This is a genomic window from Micromonospora sp. RTBAU3-60 (assembly GCF_054963695.1).
Genome location: NZ_JBUEGB010000055.1, coordinates 1 through 21,437 on the forward strand (window position 1 = coordinate 1; position 21,437 = coordinate 21,437).

Here is a 21,437-nt window from a genome sequence, read left to right on the forward strand (position 1 = left end):
ATCGACCAGCCCGACGAGAGCGCCAAACCTCGGACCCCTAGCGGTCGAGCATCGGCCGGTTCGAGCGTGCGACCGGCTCAGGCGGGCGATCTTGGCGTGGCCCGCTGCGGTCAGCTGACGTTGGCCGGGCCGAGGACGCTCTTCAGGTCGCCCATCAGCGCGGTGGTGGCCGCCACCCGGAACGGCCCGAGGCGCAGCGTGGTCACCTTGCCGCCGTTGAGCAGCTTGACGTGCACCTCGGTGTCGCCCGGGTGCAGCACCAGGGTCTCCTTGAGCTTCTCCACCAGCGGCGGCGTGCAGCGGTGCACCGGGATGGTCAGGGTGACCGGCTTGTTCGCCGGGTTGCTGCTGATGTCCGGCATGGACATGTCCATCGCCATGATCCGCGGGGTGTCGTCGCGGCGGTCCACCCGCCCCTTGACCACCACGATCGCGTCCTCGGCGATGTACTGGCCGATCACCTCGTAGGTGTTGGGGAAGAACAGCGTCTCGACGCCACCGGCCAGGTCCTCCAGCGTGGCCGAGGCCCAGGCCCGGCCCTGCTTGGTGACCCGGCGCTGCACGCCGGAGAGGATCCCGGCCAGCGTCACCACCGCGCCGTCGGGCACGGTCCCCTCCTCGGAGAGGGCGGCGATGGTGCAGTCGGCCGCCGCGCCGAGCACGTGCTCCAAGCCGAACAGCGGGTGGTCGGAGACGTACAGGCCGAGCATCTCGCGCTCGAAGGCGAGCTTGTCCCGCTTGTCCCACTCCCCCTCGCCGATGACCGGCATCACCGTGGTGCTGCTGCCGGCGTCCGCGTCGCCGAAACCGGCGCCGAAGAGGTCGTACTGGCCGACCGCCTCCTTACGCTTGACGTCGGCGTACGCGTCGATGGCGTCCGCGTGCACGGCGAGCAGGCCCTTGCGCGGGTGCTGCAGCGAGTCGAAGGCGCCGGCCTTGATCAGGGATTCGATGGTCTTCTTGTTGCAGACCACCGCGTCCACCTTCGACAGGAAGTCGTAGAAGTCGGCGTACGCGCCCTTCTCCTCGCGGCAGCGCATGATCGAGGTGACCACGTTCGCGCCGACGTTGCGGATGGCGGCCAGGCCGAAACGGATGTCCCGGCCGACCGGGGTGAACGGCCCGGCCGAGGTGTTCACGTCGGGCGGCAGCACCTGGATGCCCATCCGCCGGCACTCGGACAGGTAGAGCGCCATCTTGTCCTTGTCGTCGCCGACGGAGGTGAGCAGCGCCGCCATGTACTCGGCCGGGTAGTGCGCCTTGAGGTACGCCGTCCAGTACGACACCAGGCCGTACGCGGCCGAGTGGGCCTTGTTGAAGGCGTAGCCGGCGAACGGGACGAGGACGTCCCACACCGCCTGGATCGCCTCGTCGGAGTAGCCGCGCTCACGGCAGCCGTCCCGGAACGGGATGAACTCCTTGTCGAGGATCTCCTTCTTCTTCTTACCCATCGCGCGGCGCAGCAGGTCGGCCTGGCCGAGGCTGTAGCCGGCGAGGATCTGCGCGGCGCGCTGCACCTGCTCCTGATAGACGATCAGGCCGTAGGTGGGGGCGAGGATCTCCCGCAGCGGCTCCTCCAGCTCCGGGTGGATCGGCGTGATCTCCTGGAGACCGTTCTTGCGCAGCGCGTAGTTGGTGTGCGAGTCCACGCCCATCGGGCCGGGCCGGTAGAGCGCCAGCACGGCGGAGATGTCCTCGAAGTTGTCCGGCTTCATGAGCCGCAGCAGCGAGCGCATCGGCCCGCCGTCGAGCTGGAACACGCCCAGGGTGTCACCGCGGGCGAGCAGCTCGTAGGCGGCCTTGTCGTCCAGCGGAAGGGCCAGCAGATCCAGCTCCTTGCCGTGGTTGAGCTGGATGTTCTTGACCGCGTCGTCGATGATCGTGAGGTTGCGCAGGCCGAGGAAGTCCATCTTCAACAGCCCGAGCGACTCGCACGTCGGGTAGTCGAACTGGGTGATGATGGCCCCGTCGGCGTCCCGGCGCATCAGCGGGATGTGCTCGATGATCGGCTCGGCGGACATGATCACGCCGGCGGCGTGTACGCCGGTCTGCCGGATCAGCCCCTCGATGCCCTTCGCGGTCTCGATGACCTTCTTGACGTCCGGGTCGGACTCGTAGAGGCCGCGGATCTCGCCCGCCTCGGCGTAGCGCGGGTGCTTCGGGTCGAAGATGCCGGACAGCGGGATGTCCTTGCCCATCACCGCCGGGGGCATCGCCTTGGTGATCCGGTCGCCCACCGCGTACGGGTAGCCGAGCACCCGGGCCGAGTCCTTGATCGCGGCCTTCGCCTTGATCGTGCCGAAGGTGGCGATCTGCGCGACCTTGTCCTCGCCCCACTTGTCGGTGACGTACCGGATCACCTCGCCGCGCCGGCGCTCGTCGAAGTCGATGTCGACGTCCGGCATCGAGACGCGCTCGGGGTTGAGGAACCGCTCGAAGATCAGGCCGTGCGGGATCGGGTCCAGGTCGGTGATGCCCAGGGCGTACGCGACCAGCGAGCCGGCGGCGGAGCCACGGCCCGGACCGACGGCGATGCCCTGGCTCTTTGCCCACTGGATGAAGTCCGCGACCACGAGGAAGTACGACGGGAAGCCCATCTGCACGATGACGCCCAGCTCGTACTCCGCCTGGGCGACGTGCCCCTCCGGGATGCCGTTGGGGAAGCGGCGGGCCAACCCCTTGAACGTCTCCTTGCGGAACCAGGACTCCTCGGTCTCCCCCTCGGGGATCGGGAACCGCGGCATCAGGTTGTGGAACTCGAACATCCCGGTCGGGTCGACCTTCTCGGCGACCAGCAGGGTGTTGCGACAGCCCAGCTGCCAGAGCTCCGAGGTGTTGACCGCGCGCATCTGATCGGCCGATTTGATGTAGTAGCCGCCACCCTCGAGGCGGAACCGGTTGGGGTCGTCGATGTTGCTGGCGGTCTGCACGCAGAGCAGCACGTCGTGCGCCTCGGCCTGCTCCTCGCGGGTGTAGTGCGAGTCGTTGGTGACCACCGGCGGGATGTCGAGCTTGCGGCCGACCTCGATCAACCCGTCCCGGACCCGCTTCTCGATGTCCAGGCCGTGGTCCATGATCTCCAGGAAGTAGTTCTCCTTGCCGAAGATGTCCTGGTACGCGGCGGCGACCTTGAGCGCCTCGTCGAACTGACCCAGCCGCAGCCGGGTCTGCACCGCGCCGGACGGGCAGCCGGTGGTCGCCATGATGCCCTCGGCGTGCTCGGCGATCAGCTCCATGTCCATCCGGGGCCACTTGACGTAGTGGCCCTCCATGGAGGCGCGGGAGTTGAGCGTGAAGAGGTTGTGCAGGCCGGTCTTGTTGGCCGCCCACATGGTCATGTGGGTGATCGCGCCGTTACCCGAGACGTCGTCGCTCTTCTGCTCGGGGCGGCCCCACTTGACCCGCTGCTTGTGGAAGCGCGACTCCGGCGCCACGTACGCCTCGACCCCGAGGATGGGCTTGACGCCCGCCGCCGTCGCCTGCTTGTAGAAGTCGTTCGCGCCGTGCATGTTGCCGTGGTCGGTGATCGCCACCGCCGGCATGCCGAGCCGGGCCGCCTCGGCGAAGAGGTCCTTGAGCCGCGCCGCCCCGTCGAGCATCGAGTACTCAGTGTGCACGTGCAGATGCGCGAACGAATCGCCCATGCGTGGCGCCCCCCGGGGTGTGGATCAAGGCTGCGTCAGAGTCGACGACTCACCCTACCCAGGTCCCGGGACCGGCTCCACCGTCCGCGCCGAGGGTGTTCCGGGTCTCTCTTCCGATGCCCGCGTGCCACACGATGCTGCATCCGATTGAAATAGTGTGTGCCACACAGTATCGTGTGACGCATGGTGAGTGAGGAGGTCCTCCGGACCCATCTCCAGGAGCTGCGACGCGGCACGGTGGTGGTGGCGAGCCTGGTCGCCCTGCGCCGGCCCGACTACGGCTACGCGCTGCTGCAACGGCTCGGCGAGCACGGCTTCCCGGTCGACGCCAACACGCTCTATCCCCTGCTCCGGCGGCTGGAGGAGCAGGGGCTGCTGACCAGCGAGTGGAACACCGAGGAGAGCCGGCCGCGCAAGTTCTATCGCACCAGCGACGAGGGCGAGGCGGTGCTGGACCGTCTCCTCGACGACCTCGCCGCCGTGCAGACCTCCGTCGCCAGCCTTGTCGAAGGAGTGGACCGATGAGTTCCCTGACCGACCGCTACGTCGCCGCCACCCTCCGCACGGTCCCGGCGCAACGCCGCACCGAGATCGCGACCGAGCTGCGCGCGTCCATCGAGGACATGATCGACGGGCGCACCGACGCCGGGCAGGAGCGCGGCACCGCGGAGCGCGAGGTGCTCACCGAACTGGGCAACCCCGAGCAGCTCGCCGCCCGCTACACCGACCGCCGGTTGCAGCTCATCGGTCCGCGCTACTACCTGCTCTGGTGGCGGCTGCTGCGGACGCTGCTCACCTTCATTCCGGCCATCGTCGGCGTCGTCGCCGGCGTGGTCAAGGCCACCGTCGAGGGCGACGCCGGCGGGGCGATCGGCGTCGGGGTGAGCAGCGCCCTGCAGACCGCGGTGCAGATCGCGTTCTGGGTCACCCTCTGCTTCGCCGTGCTCGAACGCACCAACACGCCGCTGAACCTGCCCGAGTGGAGCGTCGACCAACTGCCCGAGGCACCCGAGGAGCGGCAGGTGACGCTGGTCGATAGCTGCGCGTCGATCGTTTTCCTGGTGCTCGCTATCGCCTTCTTCCCCTGGCAGCACTTCCAGCCCTGGGTGTCGGGCGACGGCTCGCGGCTGCCGATGATCGACCCGGCGCTGTGGAGCTTCTGGCTGCCGCTGCTGCTGGCGGTCCTGGTCGCCGACATCGGCCTGGAGGTCGCGAAGTACCGGGCCCGCCGCTGGACCTGGCCGCTGGTCGCGGTCAAGGCGGTGCTCGACCTCGCGTTCGCCGTGCCACTCGTCTGGCTGCTGCTCACCGACCGGCTGCTCAACCCGGAGCTGGTCCAGCGGTTCGAGTGGCTGCGTGAGGGAGGGGCGCAGGACGTGGCCCGGGTGGCCGTCGTCCTCACCGCGGCCGTCACCGTCTGGGGCCTCATCGACAGCGCCGTCAAGGCCCGACGGCAGGCCGCCTGAGGCGGTCCCGGCCCGGCGCACACGGGGGCGCCGGGCCGGACGTGTCCGCCTCAGCGCTCGGCCGCTCCAGCCCGCCACTCCCGGCCCAACAGGGCGTAGACCACCTCGTCGGTCCACTCGCCCTTGACGAACTCGTTCTCCCGCAGGTGCGCCTCGCGGCGCATGCCGAGCCGTTCCAGCACCCGCGCCGACGCGGTGTTGCGGCCGTCGAGGCGGCCGACGATCCGGTGCAGGCCGAGGCCCTCGAAGCCGAGCCGCAGCATCTCCCGGGCTGCCTCGGTGACGTACCCGCGGCCGGTGTGCTCCGGGTGCAGCACGTACCCGATCTCGCCCTGCCGGTGCTCGCCGCTGGTCCAGGTCAGCAACACGTCGCCGACCAGCTCGCCGGTCGCCGGCAGCACCACCGCCAGGTTCAGCACGTCGCCCGGCGCGCGCAGCGCGGTGCGTCCCCGCAGGCGCTCGATCGCCGCCCGGGCGGCGACATCGTCGTACGGCTCGTGGTAGAGGTAGCGGGTGACGTCCGGCCGGGAGCGGTAGGCGGTCAGGGCGGCGAGGTCGTCGGCGGTGAACGGGCGCAGCAGGAGCCGGTCGGTGCGCAGCGGCAGATCGGGGACGAGCATCCGCGAAGGGTACGAGCGCGACCGGCGTACGGTCAGCTGAGTTTCGTATCGATGAGGAGTGGCCATGCGGGTCCGGGGCATCGCCTACGACACGGGCGTCGAACTGCTGCCCGGCCGGCCGTCCCGGCCGGACTTCGACCCCGACCAGGTCCGCGCCGACCTGCGGGTGATCGCCACCGAGCTGCACGCCACCGCGGTACGACTCGTCGGGGAGAACCTGGACCGGCTGCGCGTGGCGGCCGAGGCCGCCGCCGAGGCGGGGCTGGCGGTCTGGCTCTCCCCCGCGCTGCCGGACGCGACGTCGGCCGCCGCCCGCCTCCAACTCGGCAGCTGCGCCGACATCGGGGAGCGGCTGCGCGCCCGGGGCGCCGAGGTGGTGCTGGTGGCCGGCTGGGAGACGACCCTGTTCCAGCGCGGCATCGTCGCCGGGGCCACCACCACCGACCGGATGGCCACCATGGCCAGCCCGCGCCGGCTGCTGTGGAGCACCCTGCGCCACGGCCCGTTCCCGTGGGCGCTCAACCGGCACCTGCGCCGGGCCGCCGCCACGGCACGGTCCCGGTTCCAGGGTCCGGTGACGTACGCGGCGCTCGGTTTCGAGAGCGTCGACTGGCGGCCCTTCGACCTCGTCGGCGTGGACCACTACCGCAGCGGGCAGTCGCCGGAGGCGTGGGCGGCGGCGATCGGGCGGTGGCGCCGGCCCGGCAAGCCGGTGGTGCTCACCGAGCTCGGCTGCGCCACGTACGCGGGCGCCGAGGCCCGGGGCGCCCTCGCCTGGACGGTGGTCGACCGGGGCGCGGACCCGCCCCGGCTGCGCGAGCCGGTGGTCCGGGACGAGCGGGCGCAGGCCGAGGAGGTCGGCCTCCTGCTGGACCGGGCCGACGCGGCCGGCGTCGACGGCGCCTTCGTCTTCACCTACGCGTCGTTCAGCTATCCGCACCGGCCCGAGCCGGAGCTCGACCTGGACACCGCCGGCTACGGCCTGGTCGCGGTGCTGCCCGACGGCTCCGTACGCCGCAAGGCCGCCTTCGACGCGGTGGCCCGCCGGTTCGCCGCCGACTGACGGCCGCGGTCGGGGCGGTGGCCGTCGGCGACCTCCTGAAGATCGGGCCAACACCTCCCGGACGATGACATATCCGGGAGGTGCATATATCCAGGCCCACTTGGGTCAGCCGACGGCCGCCATGACCTCGTCGGAGACGTCGAAGTTCGCGTAGACGTTCTGCACGTCGTCGCAGTCCTCGAGGACGTCGATCAGCTTGAAGATCTTGCGCGCGCCCTCCTCGTCCAGCGGCACGTTGACGCTGGGCACGAGGGAGGACTCGGCCGACTCGTACTCGATGCCGGCGTCCTGCAGGGCGGTGCGCACCGCGATCAGGTCACCCGGCTCGGAGACCACCTCGTACGCCTCACCCAGGTCGTTGACCTCCTCGGCGCCGGCGTCGAGGACCGCCATCATCACGTCGTCCTCGGTGGTGCCCGCCTTGGGGACGATCACCACGCCCTTGCGGGAGAACAGGTACGACACCGAGCCGGCGTCGGCGAACGAGCCGCCGTTGCGGGTCAGCGCGGTGCGTACCTCGGTGGCGGCGCGGTTGCGGTTGTCGGTGAGGCACTCGATGAGCAGCGCGACGCCGTTCGGGCCGTAGCCCTCATACATGATCGTCTGGTAGTCGGCCCCGCCGGCCTCCAGGCCGGAGCCGCGCTTGACCGCGCGGTCGATGTTGTCGTTCGGGACGGAGTTCTTCTTCGCCTTCTGGATCGCGTCGTAGAGGGTCGGGTTGCCGGCCGGGTCGCCGCCGCCGGTCCGGGCCGCCACCTCGACGTTCTTGATCAGCTTGGCGAACATCTTGCCGCGCTTGGCGTCGATGACGGCCTTCTTGTGCTTGGTGGTCGCCCACTTTGAGTGGCCAGACATCTCATACCTCCGTTTGATGATCCACGCCTGCGTCGACTGCCCGCGCCGAATCCACGGTCAACCGGTACGGATGGAGCTGGCCGGTCGGCTCCGCGTGGACGGCTGCGGCGAGCGATGGCCCTGCCGAACCGCGGCAATCCTACCGAGAGGGCGTCCCCGCATGTCACACCCGGCACCCGTGCCGGGACGCCGGGACGGGCCCGCGGGTGGCCCGGCCGCCGCCGGGAGACAACAACCGCCGGCCCGAAAACATGCCCAGGAGGGTACGGAAGGGCTGCTCCCGGCCTCAGGCCGCGGACCGGACCAGGTCCACGAAGTAGCGGTGCACCCGCAGGTCGCCGGTGAGTTCCGGGTGGAACGAGGTGGCCAGCAGGTTGTCCTGCCGGACCGCGACGATCCGGTCGGCGGCCGGCCCCTCGGTGACCCGGCCGAGCACCTCGACGCCCGCGCCGACCCGCTCGACCCAGGGGGCTCGGATGAAGACGGCGTGGAACGGCTCGCCCTCGACCCCGTCGATCTCCACCGGCGCCTCGAACGAGTCGACCTGACGGCCGAAGGCGTTGCGCCGGACGGTCATCTCGATGCCCTGGAAGCCCCGCTGGTCGGGGCGGCCGTCGAGCACCTCGGCGGCCAGCATGATCATGCCGGCGCAGGATCCGTACACCGGCATGCCGGCGGCGATCCGCTTGTCGATCGGCTCGCGCAGCTCGAAGATGTCGGCCAGCTTGCTGATGGTGGTGGACTCGCCGCCGGGGATGACCAGCCCGTCGACCGCGTCCAGCTCAGCGGGACGGCGTACCGGGCGGGCGTCCGCGCCGGCTCCGGCCAGGGCGGCGACGTGCTCCCGCACGTCGCCCTGCAGGGCGAGCACCCCGATGACGGGTGTGGTCACCTTCGCTCCTCTCGCTGTCAAGAGGGGGCCCCTGCTCTGCCTCAGGCGTTAAGCAGGGGCCCCGCCTTGCCTGTCACCAGCCGCGCTCGGCCAGCCGGTGCGGCTGCGGGATCTCGTCGACGTTGATGCCGACCATCGCCTCGCCGAGGCCGCGGGAGACCTTGGCTAGCACGTCCGGGTCGTCGTGGAAGGTGGTGGCCTTCACGATCGCGGCAGCGCGCTGGGCCGGGTTGCCCGACTTGAAGATGCCCGAGCCGACGAAGACGCCCTCGGCGCCGAGCTGCATCATCATGGCCGCGTCGGCCGGGGTGGCGATGCCGCCCGCGGTGAACAGCACCACCGGCAGCTTGCCGGTCTCGGCGATCTCCTTGACCAGCTCGTACGGCGCCTGGAGCTCCTTGGCGGCGACGAACAGCTCGTCGGCCGGCAGCGACTGGAGCCGGCGGATCTCCTTGCGGATCTTGCGCATGTGGGTGGTGGCGTTGGAGACGTCACCGGTGCCGGCCTCGCCCTTGGAGCGGATCATGGCCGCGCCCTCGGTGATCCGGCGCAGCGCCTCGCCCAGGTTGGTCGCGCCGCAGACGAAGGGGACGGTGAACGCCCACTTGTCGATGTGGTTCTCGTAGTCCGCCGGGGTCAGCACCTCGGACTCGTCGATGTAGTCCACGCCGAGGGACTGCAGGATCTGCGCCTCGACGAAGTGGCCGATCCGGGCCTTGGCCATGACCGGGATCGAGACGGCGTTGATGATGCCGTCGATCATGTCCGGGTCGCTCATCCGGGACACGCCGCCCTGCGCGCGGATGTCGGCGGGCACCCGCTCCAGTGCCATGACGGCGACCGCTCCGGCGTCCTCGGCGATCTTGGCCTGCTCGGGGGTGACCACGTCCATGATCACGCCGCCCTTGAGCATCTCGGCCATGCCCCGCTTGACGCGGGCGGTGCCGACGACGGAGGTGGCGTTGGTGTTCGGGGAGGTGGATTCGGGCACGGGTCATCGCTCCTTGACCTGCTCGGGGGGTGGCTGCGAAAAGGCTACGACGGGGTCAACGAGGATCCGACAGCCAATCAGACCCCGGGTGGCCTGCTCTGTGGTCGGTGTCACGACCGGGGAGCGCCGGGGCCGGGAGTCAGGCGGTGGTGACGTCGGCCCGGGTGGTGAGGGTGGGGTCGTCGATGTCGAAGTACTGCGGCCACTCGTGCCGGCGCCCCATCCGGAACAGGCGTACCAGCGGGCGGCCGCGGGCCGTCCGGGCGTCCCGGACCAGGTCGGTGTGCACCTGCCGGGCCAGCGCCAGCCGCCGGCTGGCGGCGATCACCGCCTCGCAGGCCGGTTCGTCCGGGTCCAGCTCGACCGCGCGCAGCTGGCGGGTGAGGTCGTTCTCGGCGGCCTCTCGCTCCTCGGGCACGGCGTCCAGGGCGATCCGGGCGGCCGCGTACAGCTCCACGCCGTAGCGCCGCTCGGCCAGCACCGCGGCGGCGGCCGCGCGGCGCAGCAGGTGGGCGTCGAGCGCCCGGGCCGCGGACTCCGCGCGGGCCTGCAGCCGCTCGACCCGGCCGGCCGTCCAGGTCAGGTACGCCGCGACGAGCCCGACGGCCAGGACCGTGCCCACCACCCACCACATGCCCGGCATCGTAGTGCTGCTCCGTTCCCGTCCGGTCCGGCGCGGCCTCCGGCCGGCGCGCCCGTCACATCGGCCCCATCGGCCACGTGGCTCAGCCCAGCCCCGCCCACTCCTGGTCCATCACCCGACCGTCGGTGGCCTCGATCGCGGCCGCGTACACCTCCACCACTCGGCGGGCGACCACGGGCCAGTCGAAATTCGCCACGACCTGGTCGCCGCAGGCGGTCAGCGCCGCCCGCCGGTCCGCGTCGTCGAGCAGCTCGGCCAGGGCGGTGCGCAGCGCCGCCGCGTCGCCGGTCGGGAACAGCTGCCCGGCCCGCCCGCCGTCCAGCACCCGGCGGAAGGCGTCGAGGTCGCTGGCCACCACGGTGGTCCCGGCGGCGAGCGCCTCGGTGAGGATCATGCCGAAGGACTCCCCGCCGGTGTTCGGCGCCACGTACAGGTGCAGGCTGCGCAGCATGCGAGCTTTGTCCGCCTCGGAGACCCGGCCGAGGAAGCTGACCCGGTCCCGCAGCTCGGCCGGGAACTGCCCGTACAGGTCGTCCGGGTCGCCCGGCCCGGCCACCAGCAGCCGCAGCCCGGGCCGGTGCGGGGCGAGCGCGACGAAGGCGTCCCGCAGGATCGGGAAGCCCTTGCGGGGCTCGGTGAACCGGCCCAGGAACCCGACCGTCCCCCCGGTGCCCGGCCGGCACTCCCCCGGCCAGCCGGGCAGCGGCTCGACGCCGGCGAACTTCGCCACCGCCACCCCGTTGGGGATCTCCACCGCCCCGCCGTCCATGTGCTCGACCTGCACCTTGCGTGCCAGGGCACTGACCGCGATCCGGGCGGTGATCCGCTCCAGCAGGATCTGCAGCACCCCCTGCGCCGCCGAGAGCACCCGGGACCGGGTCATCGCGGTGTGGAAGGTGGCCACCACCGGGCCGCGCGCGCAGAGCACGGCCAGCATCGACAGGCTGGGCGTGAGCGGCTCGTGCACGTGCAGCACGTCGAAGTCGCCCCGGGTGATCCAGCGCCGCACCCGGGCGGTGGAGACCGGGCCGAACGCGATCCGGGCCACCGAGCCGTTGTACGGCAGCGGCACCGCCCGCCCGGCCGGCACCACGTACGCGGGCAGCGGCGCGTCCTCGTCGGCCGGGGCCAGGACGCTCACCTCGTGCCCCAGCCCGATCAGCGCCTCGGCCAGGTCCATGACGTGGTTCTGCACCCCGCCCGGGACGTCGAAGGAGTACGGGCACACGATGCCGATCCGCATTTGCGCCCGCTTCCTCAGATGGTCCCGGGGCTGGCCGGCGGCTGCGCCGGGGCGTCCGTGCCGCCGTCGGTCGTCCTGCGCTGGTCCAGCCACATCCGCTGCAACATGTGCCAGTCTTCCGGATGCCGCGCGATGCCCGCCGCCAGACCGTCGGCAATGCGCTGGGTGAGCGCGCGGACCCGCTCGTCCAGCGGGCCGCTCGCCGGGTCGGGCAGCTCCACCGGGGTCAGGGCGCCGCGGGCGATGTCCGGCTCGAACCACATCGACGTGACGTAGAGCGGCGCGCCGGTGCGGATCGCCAGCAGGGCCGGGCCGGCCGGCATCCGGGTCCGGGCGCCGAAGAAGTCGACCTCCACCCCGCGGGCGGAGAGGTCCCGGTCGGCCAGCAGCGGCACCACCGCGCCCGCCCGGATTCGGTCCAGCAGCACGTCGAACGCCGGCCGGTCGCCGCCGTGGGTGGGCAGGATCTCCATGCCGAGGCCCTGCCGGAAGGCGAGGAAGCGCTCGTAGACGGCCTCCGGCTTGAGTCGTTCGGCGACGGTGGTGATCGGCCATCGGGAGGCGGCCACCCAGGCGCCCGCGGCGTCCCAGTTGCCGGCGTGCGGCAGCGCCACCACCGCGCCCCGGCCGGCCGCCACGTCGGCGCCGAGCAGGTCGGCGCCGTCCAGGCGGAACCCGGCGAGGATCTGCTGACGGTCCAGGGCGGGCAGCCGGAACGCCTCCATCCAGTACCGGGCGTACGACCGCAGGCCGGCCCGGACCAGCTCGTCCAGCTCCGCCTCGCTCACCTGCGGGCCGACCACCCGGCGCAGGTTGGCGCGGAGTCGGGCCGTAGCCCCGCCGCCCTTGCGGTGGGCGCGGTCGGCGCCCGCCCGGAAGGCGGCGGCGACCACCGGCCGGGGCAGCGCCCTGGCCACCCGCCAGCCGGCGACCAGGCCCAGCTCGGTGAGGTTCACTCCGGGCTGACCGCCTGCCGGTACACGTGGACCATGCGCTGCCCGACCGTGAAGATCGAGACCGCGGCGAGCAGCCAGAGCGCGATCGGCAGCGCCGGGCCGAGGCCGAGGCCGGTGAGCAGGCCGCCCACCCCGACGATCAGCAGCCGCTCGGTCCGCTCGGCGACGCCCACGTTCGCGGTCATGCCCAGCCCCTCGGCGCGGGCCTTGACGTACGACACCAGCCCGCCGGCGGCCAGGCAGAGCAGCGCCGCCGCCACCCCCGAGTAGTGGTGCTCGGTGGCCAGCCAGTATGCGACCGCGCCGAAGACGGCGCTGTCGGCGATCCGGTCCATGCTCGAGTCGAGGAAGGCCCCGAACCGGGTGGAGCCGCCGCTCATCCGGGCCATCGTGCCGTCGAGCAGGTCGGTGAGCGCGAAGACCGTGACGATCAGCGCGCCGGCGACCAGGTGGCCGCGCGCGCCGAAGCCGAGCGCGCCGACGAGTACGCCGAGGGTGCCGGTCACGGTGACCGCGTTGGGGGACACGCCCGCGCGGAGCAGCCCGCGCGCGATCGGCTCCACGACGCGGGTCATGCCCGCCCGGGCCGTCACTTGGAAGATCTTCGCCATGGCGGTCTCACGATAACGGCCGGCAGCCGCTCACGACACGGCCGGGCGTCCCGACCCGCCTGGCGGGCTTGTGCCGGGTCGGCATCGGGTGTGAGATCGAGCCAGGGAGGTGAGCCAGCTCACCGACCCCCCGTCCGAGAACCCGTCGCCCAGGAGACCACCGGAGGATATCGCCGCGGTACCCGCCCGGGCCCGCTTCCCCGTCGCGCGCGGCGGTCGCCACCCACCACCGGCTGAGGGAGGTGCGCCGCGATGGCGCAGAAAAATCAGGAGAAGGGTGTCACCGGCGGCACGCCGGTGGTGAGCGAGCCCGACAGGATTCGCAACGTGGTGCTGGTCGGGCACTCGGGAGCCGGCAAGACGACACTGGTCGAGGCGCTCCTCGCAGCCAGCGGCACGATCAGCCGGGCCGGCACCGTGACCGACGGCACCACGGTCTGCGACCACGATCCCGCCGCCGTACGCCAGCAGCGCTCGGTGAGTCTGTGCTGCGCCCCCCTGCTGCACCACGACGTCAAGGTCAATCTCCTGGACACCCCCGGCTACGCCGACTTCGTCGGCGAGCTGCGCGCCGGGCTGCGCGCCGCCGACGCCGCGCTGTTCGTGGTCTCCGCCGTCGACGGGATGGACGCCGCCACCGCCGCGCTCTGGGAGGAGTGCGCCGCGGTGGACATGCCGCGGGCGGTCGCGGTGACCCGGCTGGACCACCCGCGGGCCGACTTCGACGAGGCGGTGGCGTTGTGCCAGCGCGTGTTCGGCGACAACGTGCTTCCGCTCTACCTGCCGATGCTGGGCGACGACGGTGTGTCCGTGGTCGGCCTGATGGGGCTGATCACCCGCCGGGTCTTCGACTACTCGGACGGGCTGCCGGCGGCGGTGCGCGAGCCGGACCCGGAGCACCTGCCGGCCATCCAGGAGTCCCGCAACGAGCTGATCGAGGGGATCATCGCGGAGAGCGAGGACGAGACCCTGATGGACCGCTACCTCGGTGGCGAGGAGATCGATACCGAGGTGCTCATCACCGACCTGGAGACGGCGGTGGCCCGGGGCCACTTCTACCCGGTGGTGCCGGTCTGCGCCGAGACCGGCGTCGGCCTGGACGTGCTGCTCGACGGGCTGGTGGCGGCGTTCCCGTCGCCGCTGGAGCACGAACTGCCGGCGGTCACCGGGGTGGACGGCTCGCCGCGTCCGCCGCTGGCCTGCGACCCGGACGGTCCGCTGGTCGCCGAGGTGGTCAAGACGACCGTCGACCGGCACGTGGGGCGGGTCTCCCTGGTCCGGGTCTTCTCCGGCACCCTCCGCCCCGACCAGGTGATCCACGTGTCGGGGCACGGCATGGCCGAGCGGGGCCACGCCGACCACGACGCCGACGAGCGGGTCGGCCACCTCTACAGCCCGCTCGGCGCGACGCTGCGCGAGGTGCCCGCCGCGGTCGCCGGTGACCTCTGCGCGATCACCAAGTCGGGCAGCGCGGAGACCGGCGACACCATCTCCCTCAAGGAGGAGCCGCTGCTCATCGCGCCGTGGGAGATGCCGGAGCCGCTGCTGCCGGTGGCGATCGTGGCGAAGAGCCGGGCCGACGAGGACGCCCTGGCCCGCAACCTGGCCCGGCTGGTGGCCGGCGACCCGACGCTGCGGCTGGAGCGCAACCCGGAGACCCACCAGTTGGTGCTCTGGTGCATGGGCGAGGCGCACGCCGACGTGGTGCTCGACCGGCTGCGGGCCGGCGGGGTGGAGCTGGAGACCGAGCCGGTCCGGGTGGCGCTGCGCGAGGCGTTCACCAGCGCCGCCAAGGGGCACGGGCGGCACGTCAAGCAGTCCGGCGGCCACGGCCAGTACGCGGTCTGCGACATCGAGGTGGAGCCGCTGCCGCGCGGCGGCGGCTTCGAGTTCGTGGACAAGGTGGTCGGCGGCGCGGTCCCGCACAACTACATCCCGTCGGTGGAGAAGGGCGTCCGGGCGCAGATGGAGCGCGGCCTGGTGGCCGGCTGCCCGGTGGTGGATCTGCGGGTGACCCTCTTCGACGGCAAGGCGCACAGCGTCGACTCCTCCGACGCGGCGTTCCAGACCGCCGGCGCCCTGGCCCTGCGCGACGCCGCCGAGAAGGGGCAGCCGACTCTGCTGGAGCCGGTCGACGAGGTGACCATCCGGGTGCCCGACTCGTCGGTGGGCGCGGTGATGGGCGACCTGTCCGGCCGGCGCGGCCGGGTGCTGGGCACCGAGCCGGATCCGGACGCCGAGGGGCGGACGGTGGTCCGCGCCGAGGTGCCGGCCACCGAACTGCTCCGCTACGCGGTCGAGCTGCGCTCGATGACCGCCGGCACCGGCACCTTCCGGCGGGAGTTCGCCCGGTACGAGCCGATGCCCGCCCACCTCGCCGAGCAGGTTCGCAAGGAACACAGCGCCCGCTCCTGACGCCCGCCGCGGGCACCCGGGCGGGGCGTCCGGCGGGCGGGAACGCCAGCCAGGGTGCCCGGGCGGCCCCGGCGGACGGTCAGCGGGGCACCGCGTACGCCAGCACGAGCGGGGTCGCCTGCCCCGGCCAGGTGCCGGTCAGGCACGCCTCGGCGGGGGCGTCGCCGGGGACCGGCCGCCGGACCACGGCCAGGTCGACCGGGTCGGTCCGGATCAGCGTCGGGTCGCCGTCGACCACCTCCCGGGGTACGCCGACCACCGGCGGCACCATCCCGCCGGCCCGGCCGCCGGTCACCGTCATGGTGGGCGGACGGACCTCCCGCCGCCCGTCCACCTCGAAGTACTCCTCCGCCTGCCCGGCGCCGGCCAGGACGGCGGCCGCCAGGGCGGGCGGGTAGACCGGGTCGGCGCAGGCGTCGTACACCCAGCGGGGGCCCAGCACGGAGTGCTCGGTGGTGCCGACCAGCCACTGGTCGGCGTCGGCCAGCGGCGCGCCCCGGTAGGTGAGCGGCACCTGCAGGACCGGCCCGTCCCCGGCCCGGACGAGCAGGGTCTCGATCCCGACCTCGCCGGCCGGGTCGTCGAAGCGGAAGGTCCCCACCCGGGTGACGTCGGCGCCGGCCGTCCCGGCGAACCACGAGCGAGTGGGCAACCAGGCGGCGAGCAGGTCAAGCTTGGTGGGGCGCAGTTCCGCGCGGTGCAGCAGAGCCATGGGCGAGATCGTACTGTCGGGAGGGCGCGCCGGAGTTGGCCGACCTTGGCGGCGACGCACTACCGCAGCCTGGAGGAACGATGGGCACGGCGGCCGAACAGGTCCACCGGGCGACGGAGGTACGACCGGCGCCCCGCTGGGTGGCGCCCACCTTCGGGGTGCTGGCGCTGCTCACCCTGCCCTGGATCGGCTACCTGGCGCTGACGCTGCCCCATCACGCCCTGACCGTGCACTACCGGGCCGCCTGGGTGGGCTTCGACCTGGGGCTGGTGGCGCTGCTGGGGTTGACCGCGGTGCAGGCGTACCGGGGGCACCGGCAGGTGGGGCTGGCGGCCAGCGCCACCGCGACCATGCTGGTGGTGGACGCCTGGTTCGACGTCGTCACCACCCCCGGCGGGCCGGACCTGACCGTGTCGGTGCTGTTGGCCGCGCTGGTCGAGCTGCCGCTGGCCGCGGTCTGCGTCTGGATCGCCGGGCACGGCGACCGGGTGGTGGAGCGGCGGCTGCGCCAGCTCGCCGTCCGCGCCGAGGTGGCCGGCGACCAGGCCGAGGCGGACCGGCCGACCGCCACCGGCCCACGTCGGCGGGTGGCCCGGCTCCGCGGCCGGACACGCTGACCACCGCTGCACGCTGCCGGACCGGGCCGGAGCGGGCTGCTCATCGCCGGCTGGCCGGCGCTGGCGCCGCCGCGGCGGGCTCGGGTACCAAGTCCTGCGCGGTGCCCGCACCCGGCGCAGGCACGCCTGACGGCGGGGCCGCCGCCCAGGATCAGGCGGGCCAGGCCTTGGCGAGCAGGTCGCGGGTGTCGGCGAGCAGTTGGGGCAGCACCTTCGTCCGGCCGATCACCGGCATGAAGTTGGCGTCCCCGCCCCAGCGCGGCACCACGTGCTGGTGCAGATGCGCGGCGATGCCGGCGCCGGCCACCCCGCCCTGGTTCATGCCCAGGTTGAAGCCGTGCGCGTTGGAGACGTGGCGGATCACCCGCATGGCGTCCTTGGTGAACGCCGCCAGCTCGGCGGTCTCCGGCGCGTCGAGCTCGGTGTAGTCGGCCACGTGCCGGTAGGGGCAGACCAGCAGGTGCCCCGGGTTGTAGGGGTAGAGGTTGAGCACCGCGAAGACGTGCTCGCCCCGGGCGACGACCAGGCTCTCGTCCGGGGGCAGGCCGGGGGCCCGGCAGAACGGGCAGCCGGCGGGCTTCTCGTAGCCGCCCGCGGGCCGGTCCTCCCCCGAGATGTAGGTCATCCGGTGCGGCGTCCAGAGCCGGTCCAGTCCGTCCGCCAGACCGTTGTCGGTGCCGTTCTCGAAGTGCCGATCCGCCCCAGTCACAGCGCCGATCCTACGGTCACCGCACCGGACCAGCCGGTGGTGGCTGGTCGCGGTCGATGTCGTGCCCGGCGCCGGATGCGGCGAACGGCGGCGTCCCGGCCGGGGACACCGCCGCTCGTGGCACGTGGACGGCGCCGGTCAGCTCTCCGCCGACGGGCCGGAGTTGGTGCGGGAGTTGACCACGTCCAGCACGTGGGTGACCGCCTCGGCCATCGGCACGCCGTTGCGCTGCGACCCGTCGCGGTAGCGGAAGGAGACCGTGCCGGCGGCCACGTCGTCGTCACCGGCGATCACCATGAACGGGATCTTCTGCTGCTGGGCGTTGCGGATCTTCTTCTGCATCCGGTCGGTGCCGGTGTCCACCTGGGCGCGGATCCCCTCGGCGCGTAGCGCGGCGACGAAGCCGTGCAGGTAGTCGGTGTGCTCCTCGCGGATCGGGATGCCGATCACCTGCACCGGGGCCAGCCAGGCCGGGAAGGCGCCCGCGTAGTGCTCGGTGAGCACCCCGAAGAAGCGCTCGATCGAGCCGAAGAGCGCCCGGTGGATCATCACCGGCTGCTGCCGGCTGCCGTCCGCCGCCTGGTACTCCAGCCCGAACCGTGCCGGCTGGTTGAAGTCGACCTGGATGGTGGACATCTGCCAGGTCCGGCCGATCGCGTCCTTGGCCTGCACCGAGATCTTCGGGCCGTAGAACGCCGCGCCGCCCGGATCCGGCACCAGGTCCAGGCCGGACGCCTCGGCGGCACTGCGCAGCGCCTCGGTCGCCTCCGCCCAGTCCTCGTCGCTGCCGATGAACTTCGGCGAGTCGTCCCGGGTGGACAGCTCCAGGTAGAAGTCGTCCAGGCCGTAGTCGCGCAGCAGGTCGAGCACGAAGGTGAGCAGGGTGGTCAGTTCACCCGGCATCTGCTCCCGGGTGCAGTAGATGTGCGAGTCGTCCTGGGTCAGGCCGCGTACCCGGGTGAGGCCGTGCACCACGCCGGACTTCTCGTACCGGTAGACCGTGCCGAACTCGAAGAGCCGCAGCGGCAGCTCCCGGTACGACCGCCCGCGCGCCCGGAAGATCAGGTTGTGCATCGGGCAGTTCATGGCCTTGAGGTAGTAGTCCGCGCCCTCCAGCTGCATGGGCGGGAACATCGTGTCGGCGTAGTAGGGCAGGTGACCGGAGGTCTCGAAGAGCTGCGCCTTGGTGATGTGCGGGGAGTTGACGAACTCGTACCCCGCTGCCTCGTGCCGGCGGCGCGAGTAGTTCTCCAGTTCCCGGCGGATGATGCCGCCCTTGGGGTGGAAGACCGCCAGGCCGGAGCCGATCTCGTCGGGGAAGCTGAACAGGTCCAGGTCCGCGCCGAGCTTGCGGTGGTCGCGCCGGGCGGCCTCCTCCAGCAGCTTCAGGTACGCCTTCAGCTCGTCCCGGGTCGGCCACGCGGTGCCGTACACCCGCTGCAGCTGCGGGTTCTTCTCCGAGCCCCGCCAGTATGCGGCGGCCGAGCGCATCAGCTTGAACGCGCCGATCAGCCGGGTGTTCGGCAGGTGCGGGCCGCGGCACAGGTCCGACCAGCAGACCTTGTCCTCGCTGGCGGCGAGGTTGTCGTAGATGGTCAGCTCGCCGCCGCCCACCTCCATCACCTGCGAGGAGTCGAGACCCTCCCCCTTGACGTCGATCAGCTCCAGCTTGAACGGCTCGCTGGCCAGCTCGGCCCGCGCCTCGTCCAGGCTGTGGAACCGGCGCCGGCGGAACCGCTGGCCGGACTTGACGATCTCCTGCATCCGCTTCTCGAGCTTGGCCAGGTCGTCCGGCTGGAACGGCTTGTCGACCTGGAAGTCGTAGTAGAAGCCGTTCTCGATGGGCGGGCCGATGCCGAGCTTGGCCTCCGGGAAGACGTCCTGCACCGCCTGGGCGAGCACGTGCGCGGTCGAGTGGCGCAGCACGTTCAGCCCGTCCGGCGAGTCGATGCTCACCGGCTCGACGGCGGTCTCCTCCGCCGGCTTCCAGTCCAGGTCGCGCAGCACGCCCGCCGGGTCGCGGACCACCACGATCGCCTTCGGGCCGGTGGTGGGCAGGCCGGCCGCGGCCACCGCGTCGGCCGCCGTCGTCCCGGCGGCGACGACGACGGGGTCGGCCACGACGGGGGTACGGGGTGCGGACACGGTGACTCCTGTCGTCGACGGGTTCGAATGCGCCGGGTACCGGCCCCTGCGATGCTATCGGTCGACCTTTCCGCACCGTCGGCGACGCCGGACTGTCCCGATCCGTGGCCGGACGTGCTGCTCGGCGGTGGACTGCTCGCCGGGCTGGGCGGGGGTCAGGCGTGGGCGGGGAGCCAGTCGGGCAGCGGCTCGCGGGCGGCGAGCCAGCCGTCCGGTACGCCGCCCGGCGTGCCGACCCCGGTGTACGCGGCGACCACCCCGCCGACGATGGCCGCCGTGGTGTCCACGTCGCCGCCGGCCTCGACGCAGACCCGGATCGCGGCCGGGTAGTCGCCGAGGTGGGTGGCGGCGACCCAGAGAGTGAACGGGACGGTGTCCTGCGCGGTGACCCGGGAGCCGTTGCCGAGCGCGTCGACGACCGCGGCGGCCGGGTGGCCGAGCAGCGCGACGGCCCGGCGTACGCCCCGGTGCACCTCGGCGGCCGGGTCCAGGGCGCCGGCCACCGCGCCGAGCAGCCGGGCCGGGGTGGGCCGGTCCCCGTCGAGCCGGGCCCGGGCGGCGAGCGAGGCGGCCACCGCGACGGCGACCGCCCCGGCGATCCCCTCCGGGTGGGCGTGGGTCACCTCGGCCGAGGCGCGAGCCTGGTCGGCGGCCCGGCGGATCGAGTCGGCGTACCAGGCGCCGAGCGGCGCGACCCGCATGGCGGCGCCGTTGCCGCAGGAGCCCTGCCCGTCGAAGGCGGACGCGGCGGCCACCGGCCACGGCGTGCCGGTGCGGATGAGCCGCAGGATGGTCACCGCGCCCGGGCCGTAGCCGCGGTACGGCTCGCAGCGCTCTGCGAAGCCGAGCGCCAGCGCGTCCCGGTCGATTCGACCCGCTCCGCTCAGCGCGGCCACCACGGAACAAGCCATCTCGGTGTCGTCGGTCCACTGCCACGGCGGCGCCGGCAGCCGTCCGGTGGCGAGATCGGCCGGGTGCCGGCCGGGGACGAAGAACTGAGAACCGAGGGCGTCGCCGACCGACAGGCCGGCGAGACTGTCGCGGGCGAGCGTGAGGCGGGTGTCGGGGAAGAGGGTGAACGTCATCGTCGTCCCAGCTTGCCCGGTTCCCCGGAACGCCGCAACGCGATCAACTTGCCACGCCGAGTACGGTGCTGACGTGGCAACCGTCCTCCTGGTCGAAGACGATCACGTCGTACGCGGCGCGATGCTGCGGTCCCTCACCGACCGGGGGCACGCCGTGCACGCCGTCGGCACGGCGCTGGACGCGCTGCGCCGGGTCGCCGCCGAGACGCCCGACCTGGTGGTGCTCGATCTGGGCCTGCCCGATCTCGACGGCTCGGACGCGCTGCGGATGCTGCGCGGGATCACCGACGTGCCGATCATCATCGCCACCGCCCGGGACGACGAGCAGTCCGTGGTGCGCCTGCTGCGGGCGGGCGCCGACGACTACATGGTCAAGCCGTTCACCGGCGCCCACCTGGACGCCCGGATCACCACCGTGCTGCGCCGGGCGGGCCGGGCCAGCCGCACGGTGCAGCCGGCGGTGCACACGGTGGGCGGCCTGCGGGTGGATGTCGGCGAGCGCAGCGCCGTGCTGGACGGGGAGCCGCTGGCCCTGACCCGCAAGGAGTTCGACCTGCTGGCGTATCTTGCCGCGCGCCCCGGCCGGGTGGTGTCCCGGCGCGAACTCTTGGAGGAGGTATGGCGGCAGCCCTCGGTCGGCGAGGACCAGACCATCGACGTTCACCTTTACTGGCTGCGCCGCAAAATGGGCGAGTCCGCGGCGAAGCCGCGCTACCTGCGCACCGTGCGGGGGGTCGGCTTCCGGCTGGTGGCGCCGGACTGAGGCCGGC

Annotated in this window: 19 protein-coding genes; 6 read left to right on the forward strand and 13 right to left on the reverse strand. The window is 72.7% G+C overall.

The genetic code is table 11. The features are described 5' to 3' along the window. Positions 1-110: 110 nt before the first annotated feature. Positions 111-3,644: a DNA polymerase III subunit alpha gene (gene dnaE / locus ACY34I_RS31330; protein ID WP_462758781.1), complete on the reverse strand. Its 3,534-nt coding sequence runs from the start codon at positions 3,642-3,644 to the stop codon at positions 111-113. 183 nt (positions 3,645-3,827) lie between these two features. On the opposite strand from dnaE, the gene ACY34I_RS31335 reads away from it, so the two are divergent. Beyond that, on the forward strand, positions 3,828-4,169 hold the full coding sequence (locus ACY34I_RS31335) for a PadR family transcriptional regulator (protein ID WP_462758783.1): 342 nt from the start codon (positions 3,828-3,830) through the stop codon (positions 4,167-4,169). Beyond that, the gene (locus tag ACY34I_RS31340; protein ID WP_462758785.1) at positions 4,166-5,110 is read left to right on the forward strand and encodes a permease prefix domain 1-containing protein; all 945 of its coding nucleotides are present in this window, start codon (positions 4,166-4,168) and stop codon (positions 5,108-5,110) included. Before ACY34I_RS31335 ends, ACY34I_RS31340 begins: the two co-directional genes overlap by 4 nt. Before the next feature lie 50 nt (positions 5,111-5,160). On the opposite strand, the gene ACY34I_RS31345 is transcribed toward ACY34I_RS31340, so the two are convergent. After that, on the reverse strand, positions 5,161-5,730 hold the full coding sequence (locus ACY34I_RS31345) for a GNAT family N-acetyltransferase (RefSeq protein ID WP_462758787.1): 570 nt from the start codon (positions 5,728-5,730) through the stop codon (positions 5,161-5,163). A gap of 64 nt (positions 5,731-5,794) precedes the next feature. Here ACY34I_RS31345 and ACY34I_RS31350 point away from each other — a divergent pair, with 64 nt between their 5' ends. Next, on the forward strand, positions 5,795-6,793 hold the full coding sequence (locus ACY34I_RS31350) for a hypothetical protein (RefSeq protein WP_462758789.1): 999 nt from the start codon (positions 5,795-5,797) through the stop codon (positions 6,791-6,793). 105 nt (positions 6,794-6,898) lie between these two features. Here the strand turns inward: ACY34I_RS31350 and ACY34I_RS31355 are convergent, their stop codons facing one another. The 7 genes from ACY34I_RS31355 to pgsA all read right to left on the reverse strand — a co-directional run bounded on the left by ACY34I_RS31355 (position 6,899) and on the right by pgsA (position 12,984). After that, complete coding sequence (locus tag ACY34I_RS31355; protein WP_148794083.1) at positions 6,899-7,648, reverse strand: YebC/PmpR family DNA-binding transcriptional regulator; 750 nt, start codon at positions 7,646-7,648, stop codon at positions 6,899-6,901. Positions 7,649-7,934: 286 nt separating this feature from the next. After that, a complete protein-coding gene (gene pdxT / locus ACY34I_RS31360) occupies positions 7,935-8,540 on the reverse strand; it encodes a pyridoxal 5'-phosphate synthase glutaminase subunit PdxT (RefSeq protein ID WP_462758791.1) in 606 nt (201 codons plus the stop codon). A gap of 73 nt (positions 8,541-8,613) precedes the next feature. Continuing rightward, on the reverse strand, positions 8,614-9,531 hold the full coding sequence (gene pdxS / locus ACY34I_RS31365) for a pyridoxal 5'-phosphate synthase lyase subunit PdxS (RefSeq protein WP_148794085.1): 918 nt from the start codon (positions 9,529-9,531) through the stop codon (positions 8,614-8,616). 139 nt (positions 9,532-9,670) lie between these two features. Further along, on the reverse strand, positions 9,671-10,174 hold the full coding sequence (locus ACY34I_RS31370; protein WP_462758793.1) for a hypothetical protein: 504 nt from the start codon (positions 10,172-10,174) through the stop codon (positions 9,671-9,673). An 82-nt stretch (positions 10,175-10,256) separates the two neighbouring features. Beyond that, positions 10,257-11,417 (reverse strand): glycosyltransferase family 4 protein, encoded by a 1,161-nt coding sequence (locus tag ACY34I_RS31375; protein WP_462758795.1) that lies wholly within the window; start codon positions 11,415-11,417, stop codon positions 10,257-10,259. 14 nt (positions 11,418-11,431) lie between these two features. Further along, positions 11,432-12,373, reverse strand: coding sequence for a phosphatidylinositol mannoside acyltransferase (locus tag ACY34I_RS31380; protein ID WP_462758797.1), 942 nt, complete (start codon positions 12,371-12,373; stop codon positions 11,432-11,434). After that, positions 12,370-12,984, reverse strand: coding sequence for a phosphatidylinositol phosphate synthase (gene pgsA, locus ACY34I_RS31385; RefSeq protein WP_148794089.1), 615 nt, complete (start codon positions 12,982-12,984; stop codon positions 12,370-12,372). The genes ACY34I_RS31380 and pgsA overlap by 4 nt, the downstream gene beginning before the upstream one ends. A gap of 252 nt (positions 12,985-13,236) precedes the next feature. Here pgsA and ACY34I_RS31390 point away from each other — a divergent pair, with 252 nt between their 5' ends. Continuing rightward, a complete protein-coding gene (locus tag ACY34I_RS31390; protein ID WP_462758800.1) occupies positions 13,237-15,399 on the forward strand; it encodes an elongation factor G-like protein EF-G2 in 2,163 nt (720 codons plus the stop codon). Between the two features lie 79 nt (positions 15,400-15,478). Here the strand turns inward: ACY34I_RS31390 and ACY34I_RS31395 are convergent, their stop codons facing one another. Beyond that, positions 15,479-16,111 carry a CG0192-related protein gene (locus ACY34I_RS31395; protein WP_462758802.1) on the reverse strand — a complete coding sequence of 211 codons (633 nt, stop codon included), beginning with the start codon at positions 16,109-16,111 and terminating at the stop codon, positions 15,479-15,481. An 80-nt stretch (positions 16,112-16,191) separates the two neighbouring features. Between ACY34I_RS31395 and ACY34I_RS31400 the strand changes: the two genes are divergently transcribed. Continuing rightward, positions 16,192-16,728: a hypothetical protein gene (locus tag ACY34I_RS31400; RefSeq protein ID WP_462758804.1), complete on the forward strand. Its 537-nt coding sequence runs from the start codon at positions 16,192-16,194 to the stop codon at positions 16,726-16,728. Positions 16,729-16,879: 151 nt separating this feature from the next. On the opposite strand, the gene ACY34I_RS31405 is transcribed toward ACY34I_RS31400, so the two are convergent. From ACY34I_RS31405 to ACY34I_RS31415, 3 genes are all read right to left on the reverse strand, one after another. Then, entirely contained in the window at positions 16,880-17,437 is a 558-nt protein-coding gene (locus tag ACY34I_RS31405; protein ID WP_462758805.1) for an HIT family protein, read from the reverse strand. A 138-nt stretch (positions 17,438-17,575) separates the two neighbouring features. Continuing rightward, positions 17,576-19,582, reverse strand: coding sequence for a threonine--tRNA ligase (gene thrS, locus ACY34I_RS31410; RefSeq protein WP_462758806.1), 2,007 nt, complete (start codon positions 19,580-19,582; stop codon positions 17,576-17,578). A gap of 155 nt (positions 19,583-19,737) precedes the next feature. Further along, positions 19,738-20,667 carry an ADP-ribosylglycohydrolase family protein gene (locus ACY34I_RS31415; RefSeq protein WP_462758807.1) on the reverse strand — a complete coding sequence of 310 codons (930 nt, stop codon included), beginning with the start codon at positions 20,665-20,667 and terminating at the stop codon, positions 19,738-19,740. 73 nt (positions 20,668-20,740) lie between these two features. On the opposite strand from ACY34I_RS31415, the gene ACY34I_RS31420 reads away from it, so the two are divergent. Continuing rightward, the gene (locus tag ACY34I_RS31420; RefSeq protein WP_089155714.1) at positions 20,741-21,430 is read left to right on the forward strand and encodes a response regulator transcription factor; all 690 of its coding nucleotides are present in this window, start codon (positions 20,741-20,743) and stop codon (positions 21,428-21,430) included. The last annotated feature ends 7 nt before the right edge of the window (positions 21,431-21,437 follow it).